Source organism: Paraburkholderia sp. IW21 (assembly GCF_041321145.1).
GTDB lineage: Bacteria > Pseudomonadota > Gammaproteobacteria > Burkholderiales > Burkholderiaceae > Paraburkholderia.
In genome coordinates this window covers 602,939-621,828 of record NZ_JBGGWA010000003.1, presented here as the reverse complement: position 1 = coordinate 621,828, position 18,890 = coordinate 602,939, and the positions used below count along the sequence as shown (strand labels likewise).

At 61.7% G+C, this 18,890-nt stretch carries 18 protein-coding genes; 14 read left to right on the top strand and 4 right to left on the bottom strand.

Features of this window, described 5'->3' with window-relative positions; all coding sequences use genetic code 11:
* Positions 1–89 precede the first annotated feature (89 nt).
* Entirely contained in the window at positions 90–641 is a 552-nt protein-coding gene (gene rfbC, locus ACAX43_RS09980) for a dTDP-4-dehydrorhamnose 3,5-epimerase (RefSeq protein ID WP_370708212.1), read from the top strand.
* 29 nt (positions 642–670) lie between these two features.
* On the opposite strand, the gene ACAX43_RS09975 is transcribed toward rfbC, so the two are convergent.
* Entirely contained in the window at positions 671–1,561 is an 891-nt protein-coding gene (locus ACAX43_RS09975; protein ID WP_370708211.1) for a DMT family transporter, read from the bottom strand.
* 101 nt (positions 1,562–1,662) lie between these two features.
* Between ACAX43_RS09975 and ACAX43_RS09970 the strand changes: the two genes are divergently transcribed.
* Positions 1,663–2,574: a LysR substrate-binding domain-containing protein gene (locus ACAX43_RS09970; protein WP_370708210.1), complete on the top strand. Its 912-nt coding sequence runs from the start codon at positions 1,663–1,665 to the stop codon at positions 2,572–2,574.
* A gap of 129 nt (positions 2,575–2,703) precedes the next feature.
* Here the strand turns inward: ACAX43_RS09970 and ACAX43_RS09965 are convergent, their stop codons facing one another.
* The gene (locus ACAX43_RS09965; protein WP_006051149.1) at positions 2,704–2,865 is read right to left on the bottom strand and encodes a DUF1328 domain-containing protein; all 162 of its coding nucleotides are present in this window, start codon (positions 2,863–2,865) and stop codon (positions 2,704–2,706) included.
* Between the two features lie 204 nt (positions 2,866–3,069).
* On the opposite strand from ACAX43_RS09965, the gene ACAX43_RS09960 reads away from it, so the two are divergent.
* The 11 genes from ACAX43_RS09960 to ACAX43_RS09910 all read left to right on the top strand — a co-directional run bounded on the left by ACAX43_RS09960 (position 3,070) and on the right by ACAX43_RS09910 (position 14,859).
* Positions 3,070–4,047 (top strand): LysR substrate-binding domain-containing protein, encoded by a 978-nt coding sequence (locus tag ACAX43_RS09960; protein WP_370708209.1) that lies wholly within the window; start codon positions 3,070–3,072, stop codon positions 4,045–4,047.
* 882 nt (positions 4,048–4,929) lie between these two features.
* Positions 4,930–6,420: a 2-hydroxymuconic semialdehyde dehydrogenase gene (locus ACAX43_RS09955; RefSeq protein ID WP_370708208.1), complete on the top strand. Its 1,491-nt coding sequence runs from the start codon at positions 4,930–4,932 to the stop codon at positions 6,418–6,420.
* A complete protein-coding gene (locus ACAX43_RS09950) occupies positions 6,417–7,238 on the top strand; it encodes a fumarylacetoacetate hydrolase family protein (RefSeq protein ID WP_370708207.1) in 822 nt (273 codons plus the stop codon). Before ACAX43_RS09955 ends, ACAX43_RS09950 begins: the two co-directional genes overlap by 4 nt.
* 11 nt (positions 7,239–7,249) lie before the next feature.
* Entirely contained in the window at positions 7,250–8,194 is a 945-nt protein-coding gene (locus ACAX43_RS09945; protein WP_370708206.1) for an acetaldehyde dehydrogenase (acetylating), read from the top strand.
* 13 nt (positions 8,195–8,207) lie between these two features.
* Positions 8,208–9,251 (top strand): 4-hydroxy-2-oxovalerate aldolase, encoded by a 1,044-nt coding sequence (gene dmpG / locus ACAX43_RS09940; protein ID WP_370708205.1) that lies wholly within the window; start codon positions 8,208–8,210, stop codon positions 9,249–9,251.
* The gene (locus ACAX43_RS09935) at positions 9,248–10,021 is read left to right on the top strand and encodes a 2-keto-4-pentenoate hydratase (RefSeq protein ID WP_370708204.1); all 774 of its coding nucleotides are present in this window, start codon (positions 9,248–9,250) and stop codon (positions 10,019–10,021) included. The genes dmpG and ACAX43_RS09935 overlap by 4 nt, the downstream gene beginning before the upstream one ends.
* The gene (locus ACAX43_RS09930; protein ID WP_201075509.1) at positions 10,018–10,449 is read left to right on the top strand and encodes a RidA family protein; all 432 of its coding nucleotides are present in this window, start codon (positions 10,018–10,020) and stop codon (positions 10,447–10,449) included. The genes ACAX43_RS09935 and ACAX43_RS09930 overlap by 4 nt, the downstream gene beginning before the upstream one ends.
* 32 nt (positions 10,450–10,481) lie before the next feature.
* On the top strand, positions 10,482–11,006 hold the full coding sequence (locus tag ACAX43_RS09925) for a 3-hydroxyanthranilate 3,4-dioxygenase (protein WP_370708203.1): 525 nt from the start codon (positions 10,482–10,484) through the stop codon (positions 11,004–11,006).
* 15 nt (positions 11,007–11,021) lie between these two features.
* The gene (locus tag ACAX43_RS09920) at positions 11,022–12,044 is read left to right on the top strand and encodes an amidohydrolase family protein (protein WP_370708202.1); all 1,023 of its coding nucleotides are present in this window, start codon (positions 11,022–11,024) and stop codon (positions 12,042–12,044) included.
* A 56-nt stretch (positions 12,045–12,100) separates the two neighbouring features.
* Entirely contained in the window at positions 12,101–13,330 is a 1,230-nt protein-coding gene (gene kynU, locus ACAX43_RS09915; RefSeq protein WP_370708201.1) for a kynureninase, read from the top strand.
* A 128-nt stretch (positions 13,331–13,458) separates the two neighbouring features.
* Positions 13,459–14,859, top strand: coding sequence for an amino acid permease (locus tag ACAX43_RS09910; RefSeq protein WP_370708200.1), 1,401 nt, complete (start codon positions 13,459–13,461; stop codon positions 14,857–14,859).
* Positions 14,860–14,895: 36 nt separating this feature from the next.
* On the opposite strand, the gene ACAX43_RS09905 is transcribed toward ACAX43_RS09910, so the two are convergent.
* Positions 14,896–15,852, bottom strand: coding sequence for a hypothetical protein (locus tag ACAX43_RS09905; RefSeq protein WP_370708199.1), 957 nt, complete (start codon positions 15,850–15,852; stop codon positions 14,896–14,898).
* Between the two features lie 627 nt (positions 15,853–16,479).
* Here ACAX43_RS09905 and ACAX43_RS09900 point away from each other — a divergent pair.
* The gene (locus tag ACAX43_RS09900) at positions 16,480–17,001 is read left to right on the top strand and encodes a hypothetical protein (RefSeq protein WP_370708198.1); all 522 of its coding nucleotides are present in this window, start codon (positions 16,480–16,482) and stop codon (positions 16,999–17,001) included.
* Between the two features lie 78 nt (positions 17,002–17,079).
* Here ACAX43_RS09900 and ACAX43_RS09895 read toward each other — a convergent pair whose 3' ends face one another.
* Complete coding sequence (locus tag ACAX43_RS09895; protein WP_370708197.1) at positions 17,080–18,873, bottom strand: hypothetical protein; 1,794 nt, start codon at positions 18,871–18,873, stop codon at positions 17,080–17,082.
* Between the last annotated feature and the right edge of the window lie 17 nt (positions 18,874–18,890).

The following is an 18,890-nucleotide window of genomic DNA, read 5'->3' as shown; positions in this document are numbered from 1 at the left end:
CGTGCTGACGGTGCGCCTCATCGTCGTGTGACGCGGTCGCATCGGCGGCCGTGCTTTCGCCGGGCAGGCTTCTTACGAGCACAGTGGCCATGGGCAACAAGGTAATGGCGACAGCATTGCCGGAGGTGAAACTCATCGAGCCCGAGGTGTTTTGCGACGAATTCGGCTTCTGTTTCGAGAGCTTCAGCGCGGACGAATTTACTGACGGCGTCTCGCACGGGTTCAACTTCGTGCAAGACCGTCATTTGCGTGCAGTGCATGGCGTGCTGCGCGGGCTGCACTATCAGGTGCAGCGTCCGCAAGGCCGGCTCGTGCGGGTCGTGCTGGGGGAAGTGTTCGACGTCGCCGTGGACGTGCGTCTCAATTCTCCGAACTTCGGCAAGTGGACCGGCACTCATCTGAGCGCGGCCAACCAACGGCAGGTGTGGGTGCCACCGGGCTTCGCGCACGGTTTCGTGGTGCTATCCGACGTCGCCGAGTGCCTGTGGAAGACCACCGAATACTGGTTCCCCGAACTGGAGCGCTGTATTTTGTGGCGCGACCCTGATATCGGCATCGAGTGGCCGATCGAATTCGAGCCGACCCTCGGCGCGAAGGATGCAGCGGGCCGGCGTCTTTACGAAGCGGAAAATATCGCCTGAACGCTGCACTCGCAGAAGTTCAGCGATGCTCAGCGGGTCGCCGCTACGGCGCCCACGCTCGCGGCCACGACGAGCAGCGTGCCCGCTATCTGCAAGACACCCATCGGTTGATGCAGCACGACGAAGCCGGCCAGCGCGCCGATCGCTGGTTCGACACTCATCAGGATGCCGAACGATGCGGCCGGCATGTGCCGCAATGCCACCATTTCCAACGCATACGGCAATAGCGGGACCAGCAGCGCGAGGCCCGCGGTTGCCGCGATCTGCGTGGTCGCGATGTGTATGCCGCTTTGCGCGAGGCCGAACGGCGTGGCGACCAGCGCCGCTGCGATCAGCGACACCGACAGTCCTTCGAGTCCGGCGAACACGGTGCCGATCTTTTTCATCAGCACGATATAGCTGCCCCAGCCCAGTGCGGCCGCGAACGCGAGCAGCACGCCGAGCGGCTCGCCGATCCAGCCGGCGCGATCGCGCGAAAGCAGGACCACGCCGGCAATCGCCAGCGCCGGCCACAGTAGCGCTCGCGCACGGCGCACCGCGAAGGTCGCCACCGCTAGCGGCCCGAGAAAATCGATCGCGACGGCGAGCCCCAATGGAATTCGCTGGAGCGACGCGAAAAAGCATAGCGTCATGCCGGCCATCGCCGTCCCCAGAGCGCCCGCCGCGAGCCAATGCGAGCGCGAATAGGCGAGCAGGCGCGGGCGCACCAGCAGTGCGAGCACCACGGCCGCCCAGCAAAGACGCAGCCAGGTGGTGCTGAGCGAACCGTACGCTGTCATCGTCGGCGCGGAGAGCGCCGCGCCGAACTGCACGCTCGACATCGACAGCACGCACAGCAGCGCCGCGCCGGCCGCCGCGCTGGCTGGCTTCAGCGGGGGTTGGGTGGGATGCAGCGCCGGTTTGATCGTGGTGTCCTGCATGGTGGCCTCGGTACCGCTTTCGGATTCGTTGGACGCTATCTTATCGGTGCAGGCGATATTAAGATAAGTTGATATTTCTTATGATGACTTCAAGAAACGTGATGACCCGAGATCTCGACAGCAGTCTCCTGCGCGCGTTCGTTACGGTTGCGGAGACCGGCGCCGTGGGTGTGGCGGCGGTGCGCCTTGCACGCACCCAGGCGGCGGTCAGCATGCAATTGCGCCGGCTCGAAGAAGACCTGGGGCAGCGGTTGCTGGACCGCTCGCCGCGCGGCGTGCAGCTCACCGAAGCGGGGCATCTGTTGCTGCCGTACGCCTATACGATTCTCGGCGCGAGCGCCGATGCGCGGCGGGCATTGAGCGCGGGGCAGGTGTCCGGCACCGTGCGGCTCGGCATGCTGGAAGACATCGCAGTCGGGCGGCTGCCGCGCGCGTTGCGGCGCTTTTCGAGCGCTTATCCGCAGGTGGCGCTGGAGATCGTCGTCGATACCAGCCCAGCGTTATCGAACCGGCTGGCTGACGGCGGCCTCGACGTGGTCGTCGGCGATCCCGCGCTGGTCGACTCGGTGCCGTTGCTGACCTGGACACAGCCACTCTTCTGGGTCGGTGCCCGCGGGTTTAGCCGCGACAGCGAAGCGGCATTGCCAGTGGTCGCGTTTGGCGGCGCGTGTCTGTGGCAGCAGCAGGTGTTGACGGCGCTGCGGCGTGCGGGGATTGCGTGGCGCATTGTGTGCACCAGTACCAGTTTGCCGGCGGTGCAGTCGGCCGTTGAAGCGGGGCTTGGGGTGTCCGTGCTGCTCGACGGCAATATCCGTGCGGAGTCGATGCGCGTACTCGGCCAGGCCGATGGATTGCCCGATGCGCCGACTGCCGATTTTGGGCTCTTCATGCGTCCGGTCTCCGGCGTCCAGGCGGCCGCCGTGCAGACGTTACAGACTTTCCTCTGCGAAGAATTGCATCTCTGCTTGCGCGACAGCGAACCGCTCGCGCCGCTTGTGCCCTCTGCGGGCTAGTGCGTGGGCCCTGCGTTAAAAAAACACCGGCGCAGAGAGCAACTATTGCAATACGGTGTGGCAAGTATTGCAATAGTTGCTCTCTGCGCCGGGGCGGGTGTTGCTTCGCTTACTCGGTCAATGCGATGATCAACGTCGCATCACGCCCATCAGCAGCGTCACGAGGAAGATCACCACGAAGATAAAGAACAGGACCTTGGCGATTTCCGTTGCGCCTGCGGCAATGCCGCCAAAACCGAATACCGCGGCGATGATCGCGATGACGAAGAAGATTGCAGCGTATCGAAGCATGGGGCCTCCCACCGATGGATTGCTGGACTGAAGTTAAAAACGGCTACCCGTCGTGGGCACGCGGTGCTTGACGGGTTTTTTTGCCGGCGAGCGATATAGAGCAATAGGTGTGCCCAGCGTAGGAAGGGCACGTGGAGGCCTTAATCGGGCTGCCGATTTTGTGCTGTTACCATCGCGGATCATTGATTTCCGTCCACGTCCGCCATGCAACACAATCCGCTCAGCGAGATTTCCCTGATCCGCAAGCTGAAGCTCAATCAGTTGATGATCTTCGAACGCGTGCTGGAAACGCGCTCCGTCGTGCGCGCAGCTAACGAGATGCGCTTGACGCAGCCGGCCGTCACCAAGGTGATCCACGAACTCGAATCGTGTTTCGACGGCGCGCTGTTCGCGCGCTCGAATCGCGGCGTCGTGCCGACGGAGTTGGGATTGCTCCTCGGGCGACGGGTCAAATCGCTGATGGCGGAGCTGCGTTATATGACCGACGAGCTCAACGACTTCCGGCTCGGCACAAGCGGGCATGTGATCGTCGGCACGCTCATCTCGGCGTCGGCACGGCTGCTGCCCGCGGCGATCGCCATGCTGAAAGCGCGCACGCCGAACGTCCTGGTGACCGTGCGAGAGGGCACGACGGCGCATCTGTTCCCGGCGCTGGCGACGGGGGACCTCGATATCGTGGTCGGGCGTTTGCCGGAGCGCGAGTTGCCGATTGCGAGTGCTTTTCCGTTGACGCATGAGGCGCTCTTTGACGAGTCGTTGTGCGTGGTAGTCGGGAAAGGTTATGGGCCTGCAGCGGCTGATGTGACGCATCTGTCGGAGTTGGTCGGCTCGCCGTGGATTTTGCCGACGCCGGATTCGCCGGCGCGGCTTTCGGCGGAACATCTGTTTCGCGCGGCGGGGTTGCCGTTGCCGACGGATATTGTGGAGTCGTTGTCGTTGTTGACGAATATCGGGTTGCTGCTCGATACGCCGCGGATTGCCTTGATGCCGCGGGGCGCGGCGCAGCAGTTTGAAGATGCGGGGTTGTTGCGGATTCTGGATTTGCCCGAGAGTGGGGCGTTTGGCACTGTCGGGTTTTCTGTGCGCTCGCATAAGGAGCAGAGTGCGGCTTGCCAGGCTTTTGTTGAGTGCCTGCGGGAGGCGGTGGGGGTGGCTAGTGGGGGGGATGGTGTTGGTGTTTGAGGGTTTGCTTTGCCTTTGGCGGCGGCATTGGTTGTGGGCTTGTGGGGGGGGCTTCCTTGATTTGTTTGTGGTCTATTAGTGTTCCCCCTGTGCGGGGGGGCACCTACTTTTCTTTGCCGGCTGCAAAGAAAAGTAGGCAAAAGAAAGCAGCTCAAACCGCTAATTCTAAGCGGCTCCCGCAGTCAGCCAACGGTAGTGGCTCCGTGGAATCTGTGTTCTCGCACATTCGGCGCTAGTGACAAGGGCGTCATACTTCCGGCGGCGCTGCGCGCGCCGAAGCGTAGTTCATACAATCGCCTGCTGCGTTTTGCGTTCGCGTTTTCCCCCCACTGTGACTCGCCGTTATATCGCGGCAGTCACTGCGATTGCGACACACCCACGTCTCATTCGAGGTGCGGGTTCCCCCTTGAGTACAGAGGCACCTCGCCGAGGCGAAGCCGATGGCCCCCACATGCACAAACGAAGCTCCCGGTTTCCCATGCAGACCCGTCCGCGACGCACGTAGTGCGGAGTGGGAGCTGATGACGCCTTTGTCACTTCGGGTTGAATGTGCGAGGGCCCGGATTCCACGGGGCCACTGGCCCCTCCAAGCCAGGAGAGCCGCTTAGCATTAGCGGTTTGAGCTGCTTTCTTTTGCCTACTTTTCTTTGCAGCCGGCAAAGAAAAGTAGGTGCCGCCCCGCACAGGGGCAACGCTAATAGACCACAAACAAATCAAGAAAGGCCCCCCACAAGCCCACAGCCAAATGCCGCCGCCAAAGGCAAAAACCCCCCAACCCCTCTGATATTCCCCTTTAGCATACCCACCACCGAATCTTTGATTACCGCCCCGCGAGGACCCCCCTTTAGACTCCTGCAAACACTCAATCGAGCAGGAGACGTTGTGACCTTCACCCCGGCCGCCGCGCAGCGCGCTCAACCCTTGCTTCGCCATTACATCAATGGCGAATTCATTGCGACCGCAACCACATTCCCCAACATCAGTCCCGTCGACGGCCACGAACTCGCACAAGTCTGCGAAGCCGACGCCGCCACCGTCGACAGCGCAGTCCGCGCGGCAGCCGCCGCCCAACGCGCCGGCTGGCGCAATACCACCCCGGCTGAACGCGCCGACTGGCTGCATAAAATCGCCGACGGCATAGAAGCTCGTTTCGACGATTTCGTCGCGGCAGAAGTGGCCGATACAGGCCGCCCGCTCGAGCAAGCCCGCAAGCTCGACATCGCCCGCGGCATCGCGAATTTCCGCACCTTCGCGGACCTCATCCGTACCGCGAATAGCGAGTTCTTCGAAACGCATGCAGCCGACGGCAGCGAACTGATCAACTACGTCACGCGCAAACCGCTCGGCGTGGTCGGCATCATCTCGCCGTGGAATCTGCCGCTGCTGCTGTTCACGTGGAAAGTCGCGCCGGCCCTCGCAATGGGCAACTGCGTCGTCGCCAAGCCCTCGGAAGAAACGCCCAGTTCCGCCACGCTGCTCGCCGAAGTCATGCACGACATCGGTCTGCCGCCCGGCGTGTTCAACCTGATCCACGGTCACGGGCCGAACGCGGCCGGCGAGTTCCTCACGCGTCATCCTGACATCAGCGCGATCACTTTTACCGGAGAGTCGCGTACCGGCAGCACGATCATGAAGACGGTCGCCGATGGCGTGAAGGAGATCTCGTTCGAACTGGGCGGCAAGAATGCAGCTGTAGTGTTCGCGGATGCGGATTTCGATGCAGCCGTGGCCGGCGTGTTGAAGTCGAGCTTCACGAATGCCGGGCAGGTTTGTCTGTGCAGTGAGCGCGTATACGTCGAGCGGCCGATCTTCGAGCGCTTCGTCGCCGCGTTGAAGGAAAAAACCGAGGTGCTGCAAGTCGGCGCGCCTCACGATCCGGCTACCACGATGGGGCCGCTGATTTCACGCGGGCATCGCGAGAAAGTGCTGTCGTACTTCCGTCTCGCAGTCGAAGAGGGCGCAACGGTCGTGACTGGCGGCAAGGTCCCGCATTTCGGCGACGAGCGCGACCAGGGCGCGTTCGTGATGCCGACGATCTGGACCGGTCTGAATGATGATGCGCGCTGCGTTCAAGAAGAAATCTTCGGACCGGTGTGCCACATTGCGCCGTTCGATAGCGAAGACGAAGTGATCGGCCGCGTCAACGACAGCGCCTACGGACTCGCCGCGAGTATCTGGACGACGCAGCTCTCGCGCGGCCATCGCGTGGCGCGGCAGATCGAAACCGGCATCGTTTGGGTCAACGCATGGTTCGTACGCGATCTGCGCACGCCCTTCGGCGGCACCAAGCTCTCGGGCATCGGCCGTGAAGGTGGGCGTCACTCGCTCGATTTCTATTCGGAACTGACTAACGTTTGCGTGAGGATCGCATGAGCGAGGTTGACCTGAACGCCGCGCAACACATCGCCTACGCACTGTGGCAGGCGCAGCAGAGCGGCATGCCGGTCGAGCCGGTGCGCGCAGTCATTGCGGAGCTCGGGGGTGACGCACTCGAAGCCGCTTACGCGGTGCAGCGTTTGAACACCGAACGCAAGCTGGCGACCGGCCGCCGTCTGGTGGGCCGCAAGATCGGTCTGACGTCGAAAGCAGTACAGACTCAACTCGGCGTCGATCAGCCGGACTTCGGCATGCTGTTCGACGATATGTCGATTGCGGATGGCGAAGAGATCGCGATGCCGCGCACGCAGCAGCCCAAAGTGGAAGCAGAGATCGCGCTCGTGCTCGCGCGCGATCTGCCGCATGAACGTCACACGATTGCCGATCTGATCGGCGCAACGGCTTACGCGTTGCCCGCGATCGAGATCGTCGGCAGCCGCATTGCCAACTGGGATATCCGGTTGACGGACACGGTAGCCGACAACGCGTCGAGCGGTCTGTTCGTGCTCGGCAATCGTCCGGTCAAACTCGACGCTTTCGACGCGGTCAACTGCGGCATGGTGATGGAGCGGCGCGGCGATCAGGTAAGCGTCGGCGTTGGCGCCGCTTGCCTCGGCAATCCGCTCTACGCTGCGGTGTGGCTCGCCAACACCATGACGCGTGTCGGCGCACCGCTGAAAGCGGGCGATATCGTACTGACCGGCGCGCTCGGACCGATGGCCGGCGTGAATGCCGGCGACGTGTTCACCGCGCATATCGAAGGACTCGGCTCCGTGAGCGCGAGCTTCGCCCACCTCACTGAATCCGCGTCGTGACAGACAAAACCATGGACGATAAACAAGAAAAGCAGGCCGTCGCCATCATCGGCTCCGGCAATATCGGAACCGATCTGATGATCAAGGTGTTGCGTAATGCGAAGCACCTCGAAATGGGAGTCATGGTCGGCATCGATCCGGCTTCGGACGGTCTCGCCCGCGCCGAACGGCTCGGCGTGCCGACCACGGCGCGGGGGATCGACGGCCTCGTGGACATGCCGAACTTCAACGACATTCGCCTTGCATTCGACGCGACGTCGGCCGGCGCGCATCACCGCCATGCGGCCGTGCTGCGCGAACACGGTGTCACTGTGATCGATCTGACGCCGGCCGCTATCGGGCCGTTTGTGGTGCCCGTGGTGAATCTGTTCGCGCATCTCCACGCGCCGAACCTGAACATGGTCACGTGCGGCGGCCAGGCGACGATTCCGATCGTGCATGCGGTATCGCGTGTGGCGCCGGTGCATTACGCCGAAATCGTCGCGTCGATCGCAAGCCGTTCGGCAGGACCGGGCACGCGCGCCAATATCGACGAATTCACCGAGACCACCTCGAAGGCGATCGAAACCGTCGGCGGGGCGGCGCGCGGCAAGGCAATCATCGTGCTCAATCCGGCCGAGCCGCCTTTGATGATGCGCGACACCGTCTATTGCCTGACGGAAGAAGACGCCGATACGGACGAAATCGAAACCTCGATTCACGCGATGGTCGCCGCGGTAGCGAGCTATGTGCCGGGCTATCGTCTGAAGCAGGCCGTGCAGTTCGACCGCTATACCGCGGCTAACCCGCTCGCCTTTCATGCGAACGAGCGCCGTGCCGGTCTGAAGGTGAGCGTGTTCCTCGAAGTGGAGGGCGCTGCGCACTATCTGCCCTCGTATGCGGGCAATCTCGACATCATGACTTCGGCGGCACTGGCCGCGGCCGAGCAGATCGCGGCGAGCCGCGTGGCAGTGTGAAAGGAACGACGCAATGACCCATGGCAACAAGAAAATCTACGTGTCGGACGTGACGCTGCGCGACGGCATGCACGCGATCCGCCATCAGTACTCGTTGGAAAACGCGGTGGCGATCGCGCAAGCGCTCGATGAAGCGGGCGTCGACAGTATCGAAGTCGCGCATGGCGACGGTCTGTCGGGTTCCAGCTTCAACTACGGCTTCGGCGCGCATACCGATCTCGAATGGATCGAAGCGGTGGCCGGCACGGTGAAGCGTGCGCAAGTGGCAACGCTGCTGCTGCCCGGCATCGGCACCGTTCACGATCTGCGCGCGGCGTACGACGCCGGCGCGCGCATCGTGCGAGTCGCCACGCATTGCACCGAAGCGGATATTTCGAAGCAGCATATCGAATACGCCCGCTCGCTCGGCATGGACACCGTCGGCTTCCTGATGATGTCGCATATGACCACGCCCGAGGCGTTGGCGACGCAGGCCAAACTGATGGAAAGCTACGGCGCGCAATGCGTGTACGTGGTCGATTCGGGCGGCGCGTTAAATATGCGCGACGTCGCCGAGCGTTTCGATGCATTCAAGGCCGTGCTGGATCCGGCGACGCAAACGGGTATGCACGCGCATCACAATCTGTCGCTGGGTGTGGCGAATTCTGTGATCGCACTCGAACATGGTTGCGACCGCATCGATGCTTCGCTGACCGGCATGGGCGCGGGCGCAGGTAATGCGCCGCTCGAAGTGTTCATCGCAGCGGTGGATCGAATGAAGCTCAATCACGGCTGCGATGTGAAGAAGCTGATCGACGCCGCGGAAGATATCGTGCGCCCGTTGCAGGAGCGGCCGGTGCGCGTGGATCGCGAAACGCTCGCGCTCGGTTATGCCGGCGTGTATTCGAGCTTCCTGCGTCATACGGAAGCGGCCGCTGCGAAATACGGCTTGTCGGCGTTCGACATCATGGTCGAGCTCGGCAAGCGCCGCATGGTCGGCGGTCAGGAAGACATGATCGTGGACGTCGCGCTGGATATGCTCAAGGCGCGCGAACTCGCGCGGAAGGAGGCCGCATGATCGATCTCGACGCCATTGCCGAACGTATCGACAACGCCGCGCGCCACGCCGAGCCGATCGCGCAACTCACCACGTCCACCCTGTTTTCACTGGACGACGCCTATGGGATTCAACGCGCGTCGATCGAGCGGCGCATTCATCGTGGCGAGAGCATGGTCGGCGTGAAGCTCGGCTTTACGAGCCGCGCGAAGATGATCCAGATGGGCGTCGACAGCCTGATCTGGGGCTGGCTGACCGATGCGATGCTCGATGAAGACGGTGGCCGCGTCGCGCTCGATCGCTTCATTCACCCGCGCGTCGAGCCGGAAGTGTGCTTTCTGACGAGCCGTGAGATCGACCGTCCGTTGACCCCGCTCGAAGCGTCGCGCTATCTGGAGGCGGTGGCCCCGGCGATGGAGATCATCGATTCCCGCTACCGCGATTTCAAATTCACGCTGGAAGATGTGGTCGCCGATAACTGTTCGTCGGCGGGGCTCGTGATCGGTCCGTGGACCCGGCGTTTCGACGGTCTGCGCAATGCCGGCGTGGCGATGCGCATCGACGGCCGCATCGTGCAAGCTGGCTCGACGGCGGCGATTCTCGGCGATCCGCTGCGCTCGATCGTGCAGGCCTCGCGGCTGATTTCGCAAAGCGGCCTGGTGTTGCCGGCCGGCTCGCTGATCATGGCGGGCGCCGCCACCGCCGCTCATCCATTGCCCGTCGACGCGCACGTGCATTGCTTCGTCAACGGCCTTGGCAGCACCGAATTCACGACCTATCGACTCTCATGACCAACGAACCGACCATTCAAGGGCGCGTGGTGCCCGGCAAAGCCAAACCGCGCGGCCGCTTCCCGCATGTGACGCGCGCTGGCGACTTCCTGTTCGTCTCCGGCACCAGTTCGCGCCGTCCCGACAATACAATTGCAGGCGCCAGCGCCGATGAACTCGGCACCGTGCAACTCGACATTCGCGAGCAAACGCGCGTGGTGATCGAGAACATTCGCGATATTCTGCAGAGTGAAGGCGCGGACCTGTCGAACCTTGTCGAGATCTCGTCGTTCCTGGTCAACATGAACGACTTCGGCGGCTATAACGCCGTGTACGGCGAGTACTTCGACGAAACCGGTCCGACGCGCACGACGGTCGCCGTGCATCAATTGCCCCATCCGCATCTGCTGATCGAGATGAAGGCGATTGCATACGCACCGAAAAAATAAACACGCGCATAAAACACCACAAAGAGACAGCCATGCTCACGTACGGCAAACCGTTCAATTTCCAGCGCTGGATCGACGACCACGCGCATCTGCTGAAGCCGCCGGTCGGCAACCAGCAGGTGTGGCAGGACAGCGACTTCATCGTCACGGTGGTGGGTGGCCCGAACCATCGCACCGATTTCCACGACGATCCGCTCGAGGAATTCTTCTATCAGTTGCGCGGGAATGCGTATCTGTATCTGTGGATCGACGGCAAACGCGAGCGCGTCGATCTGAAGGAAGGGGACGTGTTTCTGCTGCCGCCGCATGTGCGTCATTCGCCGCAACGGCCGGAAGCGGGCAGCGTCTGCCTCGTGATCGAGCGGCAACGCCCGGAAGGCGTGGTGGACGGCTTCGAATGGTATTGCGATGACTGCGGACATCTCGTCTATCGCGTCGAGGTGCAACTGAAAAGCATCGTCAACGATCTGCCGCCGCTTTTTAACGGCTTCTATGCCTCAGAAGAAAAACGCCGCTGCGCGCATTGCGGCCATGTCCATCCAGGCAAGGCCGTCTAAACAAACAGAATCACGATGACACTTCGAATCGACATGCATTCCCACTTCTTCCCGCCGATCGCGCGAGAAGAGGCCGCACGCCTCGACGCGGAACACGCGCCGTGGCTGAAGATCGACGCGGACGGCGAACGCGGCATGATCATGACCGGCGAGAAGAGCTTCCGTCCGGTGTATCGCGCGCTGTGGGATCCGGCCGCACGCATCGCTGAAATGGATGCGCTCGGCGTCGATATCCAGCTGATGTGCGCGACGCCCGTGATGTTCGGCTATCGCTACGACGCGGTCGCCGCGCACGCCTGGGCCGCGCGGATGAACGACCACGCGCTCGAACTTTGCGCGCATGCGCCGCACCGTCTGATGGCGTTGGCGCAAGTCCCGTTGCAGGACGTCGAGCTCGCTTGCCGTGAAGCGACGCGGGCGCATCGAGCCGGGCATCGCGGCGTGCAGATCGGCAATCATCTCGGTCCGCGCGATCTCGACGACGAACACCTCGTGACGTTTCTCACGCACTGCGCGAACGACGGCATTCCGGTGCTCGTGCATCCGTGGGACATGATGACCGACGGCCGCATGAAGAAGTGGATGTTGCCGTGGCTCGTCGCGATGCCGGCGGAAACGCAATTGAGCATGGTGTCGCTGATTTTGTCGGGGGCTTTCGAGCGGATTCCGAGGTCGCTGAAGCTGTGCTTCGCGCACGGCGGCGGCAGCTTTGCGTTTTTGCTGGGTCGCGTACAGAACGCGTGGGAGCAGCGCGACATCGTGCGCGAGGATTGCCCGAATCCGCCGGTGTCGTATCTCGACCGCTTTCACGTGGATAGCGCGGTGTTCGACCAGGGCGCATTGCGACTCCTGGTCGACACGATGGGCGAGGACCACGTACTTCTCGGTTCCGACTACCCGTTCCCGCTCGGCGAGCAGAAGATTGGCGACCTGGTCGCGCATCACCCGCAGCTGAGCGACACAGCCAAAGAGAAGATCCTCGGCACCAACGCTCGGCGCTTTTTCGATTTGCCCACGACAGTCGCGCACGCCGCCTAAGCAGCAGACGCCACAGACTTTGCATTTGCAATAAGAACACACAGGAAACCAGCCAGATGATCACCCGGGAACACTGCGCCGCGCTCGACGCCGCCGACACCTTGGCCCACTGCCGCGCGCGCTTCGATCTGCCCGCCGACACGATTTACCTCGACGGCAACTCGCTGGGCGCGATGCCCGCGAATGTGCCCACACGCATCGAACGCGCCTTGAAGCAGGAATGGGCGCACGGTTTGATCCGCTCATGGAACGACGCCGACTGGTATCCGGCGCCGCAGCGCACCGGCAACAAGATTGCCAAACTGATCGGGGCAGGGCAGAACGAAGTGATCGTCGCCGATTCGACCTCGGTGAATCTGTTCAAGGTGCTGGTTTCGGCCACGCGCATGCGCCCGGGCCGCAACGTGATCCTGGCCGAGCGAACCAATTTTCCGACCGACGTGTATATCGCGTCGAGCGTCGCCGAAATGACCGGTTGCGCGTTGCGCTGCGTTGATCCTGACGACATCGTCGCGGCGATTGACGACACGGTGGCGATCGTGTCGCTGACGCACGTCAACTACAAAACCGGCAAGCGCTACGACATGGAAGCGGTGACGCGTCAGGCACATGAAGCCGGCGCGCTGATCGTGTGGGACCTGTGTCACTCGGCGGGCGCGATGCCGGTGAATCTGAACCGCTGCAATGCTGACTTCGCGGTGGGCTGCGGCTACAAGTATCTGAACGGCGGCCCGGGCGCGCCGGCCTTCGTGTTCGTCGCGTCGCGCCATATCGAAGCAGTGCGCCAACCGCTGACGGGCTGGCATGGTCACTCGAAGCCGTTCGAATTTACGCACGACTACGCGCCTCATCCCGACATTGACCGCATGTTGACCGGCACCGCGCCGCAACTCGGCGTGATCGCACTGGAGAGCGCGCTCGAAGCCTTCGACGGTGTCGATCTCGACGTGTTGCGCGACAAGAGCGTGGCGCTTGGCAATCTGTTCATCGAGCTGACCGATCAGGAACTGAGGGGTCTCGGTTGCACGCTTGCTTCGCCACGCGATGCCGGGCAGCGCGGCAGCCAGGTGTCGCTTGGTCATGCGGAAGGTTACGCGATCATGCAAGCGCTGATCGCGCGCAACGTGATCGGCGACTTCCGTGCGCCGGACATTCTGCGTTTCGGCTTTGCGCCGCTGTATGTGCGATACGTGGATATTTGGGACACCATCGCCCAGCTCAAGGACATCATCGCGACCAATGCATGGAATACGGATGAATTTAAGGCACGCAAATCGGTAACGTGATCCGCCGAGCGTATTTGAAGACTTAAGCAAGCATTGAAACGCTGCGATTGAAGCAATACAAGTAATACGACCAGGCGACACCGGCGGTTGCGTCCCTGTGCGCAACCGCATCCAGGAGGAGATACAAGATGACGCAAGAGCAGCGAGGCTTCGACACGATTGTCGAACGCGAGAAGGGGTTGCACCGGGGATTGTCCACGGGGCAGTTATCGATGATCGCGATTGGCGGTGCGATCGGCACCGGGCTTTTTCTCGGCAGTGGATTCGCTATCGGCTTTGCTGGCCCGAGCGTGCTGGTGAGTTATGCGATTGGCGCGCTGATTGCGCTGTTGTTGATGGGCTGCCTCGCCGAGATGACGGTTGCGCATCCTACTTCAGGTTCATTCGGCGCGTATGCCGAGCACTACATCGCGCCGTGGGCCGGATTTCTGGTGCGCTATGCGTATTGGTCGTCGATTGTGTTCGCGGTCGGCACCGAGGTGACGGCGATTGCCGTGTACATGAAGTACTGGTTTCCCGGCGTGCCCGGCTGGTACTGGATCGTCGGATTTTCCGCGGCGCTGATCGGGATCAACTCGGTGAGCGTGAAGGTATTCGGCGCAGTCGAGTATGTCTTTTCGATGCTGAAGATCGTGGCGATTGTGGGGTTCATTTTGCTGGGCGCCTATGTGGTGTTCGGCGCGCCTGCGAGTTCGGGGATCGGTTTTGTCAACTACACGTCGCACGGCGGCTTCTTTCCGAAGGGCGTGTGGGGCATGTGGGTGGCGGTGATCGTGTCGATTTTCAGCTATCTGAGCATCGAGATGATTGCGGTGGCGGCGGGTGAGGCACGCGATCCGCAGAGAGCGATTACGCAAGCGTTTCGCGCGACGATGTTCCGGTTGGTGTTCTTCTATCTGCTGACGTTGGCTTTGATGCTGGCGATCGTGCCATGGAATGCGGCGGGTACGGACGAGAGCCCGTTCGTGCGGGTGATGGCGGCGACGCATGTACCGGGGGCCGCGGGCGTTATTAATTTTGTGATCCTGGTGGCGGCGTTGTCGGCGATGAATAGCCAGCTCTATATCACTACGCGGATGATGTTCAGTCTTTCCCGTGCCGGCTACGCGCCGCGGCGATTGGGCGCTTTGAACCGCAAAGGGGTTCCGCTTGCTGCGTTGTGGCTTTCGACGATTGGCATCGCGTTGGCGACTGTTTTGAACGTGGTTTATCCGGATGCATCGTTTGTGTTGATGATGTCTGTTTCCATGTTTGGTGCCATGTTTACGTGGCTGATGATTTTTGTTACGCACTTGTTTTTTCGCCATAAGCACAAGGGGGTGCCGTTGGCGTTCAGGATGTGGGGGTATCCGCTTACTTCCGTGCTGGGCGCGGCGCTGATGGTAGGTGCGCTTGCAACTACGTGGTTTACCAGGGAGTTTCGGATGACCCTGGTGATTGGGGTGCCATTTGTTGTCGCGCTGCTCGTTGTTTATTTTGTCTGGTATCGGGGGCGGCGCGCCGAGGCGGCTCATACAGAGATGGCTTGATCGGAGATCATGGCGATAACGATTGGGTCAGCAACTCTACTTCGAAAATTCGTTGGGCACTTCGGTTACGCGACGCTGCGATATATGGCTCATCCATTCGGTGTCCGCGGAGTTGTCGTGACGTACGGTCGGCTGCGCGACTACCGTGTTGTGAGGACGCGCGTCAGTCGGCATCGTGACGGACGCATATTCGTCGATGCCGAGCCTTACCGGCGCAAACGGCGAGTACTCGCCTGCTGCCGACGATCGAGCCAACGAACGATGCGTCATGGCCTGTGGCGCGACGCGTTGCGATGCTGTGGACGATGATGCCACGGTGCTTAAGCGCCGTGCGGCGCCGATAGTCTGCGACGCAGGATGGTGCGCCGGGTGGCGTCCAGCGCGACTCGTTTCAGACATCCGACGGCGCGCATGGCGCGCTTCAACCGGATGCGGCGGCGAGGCGACCTGCGGGCGTTTTTGGGTGATCTCATGAGGCCCGACGCTAAGCGGCGGTACCCGTGCGGGCGCGTCTTTCGCGAGGTCCCGCTGCGGCGCCGACGTGGCGTCGCGTTCCATGTGACGCTGTGCCAGATAGCCGATGACGATCCACGCGCAAATCGCGGCGCCGCCGATTGCGCACGCACCGGCGGCACGCATCCCGACACGGTTCTCCCGGCTGCCTGGCGCCACAGGCGCCATGCGCATGGCGGACGCCACGGACGCCACCGGGGGCGCACTCGCGCCAGTCGGCCTGGCGATCGAATGGCGCGGCTCGGACAAAGGCTCGGACGGTTGTTCCGGCCGCGCGGACACCCAATGGCACATCGACCAGATGGTCTCGTCCTGGAGACAGACCGTTCGCAGAAACGCGCCGAGTTGTACAGGCAGGCTGCCTTCGAGAGGCAGCAGTGCCCACTCGCTGCCGAAGGGGCGGGGGACATGGCGGGACGCACGCGGCTGCGGCTGGCTGATGCTGCCTTCGATACGTACAAAAGGGCTGATCGTTGACATCGGTTCTTTCGCAGCGCCTCCCTGTAAAGTCCGGAGCCTATCGGCCGAGAGCCGGACGCTTTTCAAAAAACGCCCGCCACTGGCGGGCGCAATCACCACTCACGGCTCGGGAAGCCTCGGGATACCCGGTATTGAAAATTGAATGGGAATCTTAGCTCATTATCGGATGATGCTGTGGTTAATTACGTAGGAATAAAAAGCAAAATATCTGTTTGGCATGTGTCAAGTTGCTGCCTGTTGCAGTGCATTAATTTTCACCAAATAGTGAATTAAGCCTGATGGCGCGATTGTTGTTGATTAAGCGCTCGCTAAAATTAATATTAACTTCTCATTGTGATAAAACTTTAGTATTGTGGCGGCTCGCGTATTTAAATAAAAACCGTCGATGCCTGGAGGTTATAAATGACGAAAGCTCCGTTCTCTGACGTAGAAGTCTTCAGGTCGGTCATTACAAGCGGCGCGCAATTCGAGGGATATGTCAACGCAATAGGGCGCCCCAGGTTCGCTGTCAGTTGTGGGGGCGACGATCCGGGCGCAGCTCGGGCCGAGCCGGATGAATGGCTTTTCGCCGATGATATTGAATGCCTGATGCGGGCGTTTCTGGATTGGGATGCACGCGGTATCCATATGGAATTGGATCAGCCGGCAGCGGACGAAACGGAAGCGAGTGCGTGCTGGGGCGTCGTGGGACTGCCTGCTCATTTCAACGATGCCACGTCGAATCTGAACTGCGGGCTGCTCGGTGAGAGGTGGAAGGCGATGGGGGCTGACGGAGCCCGCCGGGCGTTCCTCGAATCGGTGTTCAACGACGCGTGGCTGTACGATTTCGTTACGTTGCGCTCGAACCGTTACGAGAGTTTCATCGAAGAATGGAAGTCAGATGACGACAAGAATGCCCGGCCGGACCACTATCGGGCACAGAAACATTTCGGCGTGGTCGCGGATACGGGTGAACTAGGTATCGGTATCGGACCATCGCAGTACTGGGTGTATATCGGCGTGGCGAGCGGCAGCCTGACGGCTCAACAGATCAGCGACGCCGGCCTGACCTGCGAAGGGCTGATCGGTCAGGCGTGCGTAATCAATGGGCTCGGCGAAGTTGAACGGATCGGCAATATGCCGATTCCGCGCGCAATTGCACCCCAGTGAATAAAAAAAACCCCTGCCGGCGAAAGCCGCCGGCAGGGCAAAGCGCTCAGCAAACAGATAGGAATAAATCCCACCGCATTACCGCGGCGGCCACGCTTTAGCCGGAGCACCCATCACAGGTTTTCCCAATAGCGGCGTCGACAACGCATAAGCACCATTTTCCGTAAAGGCCCAGATGATATTGCGGTCGTACTCGGTATAAATCGCCAGCACACCCTTGCCGAGGGTATAACTCGGCAGCTCGCTCTCGTCCGCCAGCGCCGGGACGAAATATCCTGCAATGGTCGGCTTTGCCGGATTGCGGACATCGAAAATCTGTACGCCGGCGTTATAAAACGAATACGGAATCACGCCCTGACGCGAGCCGCCCGGCTGACCGGTCGCGTTCGAACGCTTCGGGCCGAAGTTGCCGCCGCGCTGGCAGAAGCTCGTGAACGGCGCACCATCGGGGGGTGTCGGCTGCGGCAGCTTGGCCGCTACCTTCAGGTGCGACGGATCGCGTGCATCGACGACGAAAATATCCTTGTACGGCTCGTAGCAATCGCGGTTCATCGGATAGCCGCTGGTCAGCACGAAGCCCGTGCGTTCGTACTGGCTGACGTCGGCGTTGTCGTACTCCGTGCCCGCAAAGCTCGGCGCCGTATTCACATTGCCGAGGACCTTCGGCCTGGCCGGGTTGGACAGGTCGAACGAATAAAGACCCAGGCCGCCCATCGCGCCGAAGCCGATCTTGCCGCCTTCTTCCAACGGCTTCGGCAGGAAGATGGGAATACGCGAGCCCATCCACGAGGTGCGATTGCCCGCGCGCGGGTTCGTCAGATAGGCCTGTTCGTGTGCTTCGTCGCCAAGAATCTGCCCCGGCACCGAGATCTGCGAGACGAACTTCGGATCAGCGGGATCCGCCATGTCCCACACCTGATAGCCCGGCGAATACAGATAGTTCGGGTATTCGGTCAAACCGTAGCGGTCGTCCGGTGCGGCCGACAGGATCATATACTTGCCGCCGTAATATTCAGGTGCATCGAGCGAGCCCGAACCCTGCTGTTGACCGATCGGCGCATCGGGATGTTTGTAGTCAGTCGTGCGCGTGGCGATCAGCTTCCATTGGCTCGGCAACGGGCCGTCCATTTCGAAGACCTTGAAGCCCTTGAGCGAGTTGTAGTGGCGCTGTGCTTCAACCTTGTCGGGCTGCTCGCTCTTGTCGGTCATCAGGCCGTAGCGGCCGATTTCGAACGAGGCGACGAGCACCGGTTTGCCGAGCTTCTTGCTCCACACAATGGTTGCGCCGCCGAGATAGTCATGCACGTTGTTCGGGTCGAACTTCTCGGTGGGTCCCTTCGGTCCCCACGTGCCGCCCTGAGAAAACACGACCTTGCCGTTGGCGGGATCGGTGACGTCCATGATCCGCAAATAGTCGCGGTCGTGAATGTACAGATAACGGCGCCCGTCGAAGTCGGCGATATTGTTCCAGGCGTGGAAGGGTGAATCGACGAGGGGATAGAAGGCCAGAACCTTGACGTCCTTGGCATAACTCTTCTTGTCCCACGTCGTCATTTCGTCGGGGAAGTGCTGGCCCTGGTGCACTTCGGGCGTGGCCTTCGGCCACACGAACTGGCCGGTTGCCGGATCCATGCCGTAGTCGACACCCGGTTTGAGCGGGGCAGGCCGGCGCTCGGGCGTGAGGCGCAGCCATGCGGAGAGGTAGGGGTCCTTGACATTCGGCGTGCCGGGCGTGACCTGTGCAGCAGGTGCAGCAGATACCGAGGCGGGCGCGGTCTGCGCGACTTCCGTGCCGGCACACCCCGCCGCGGACAGGAAGGTCAAAAAGGCACCTGTTGCGAGAGCTGATTTCAGATTGCGTTTGCGAAGCATGGGCTTCCTCCTTTTTT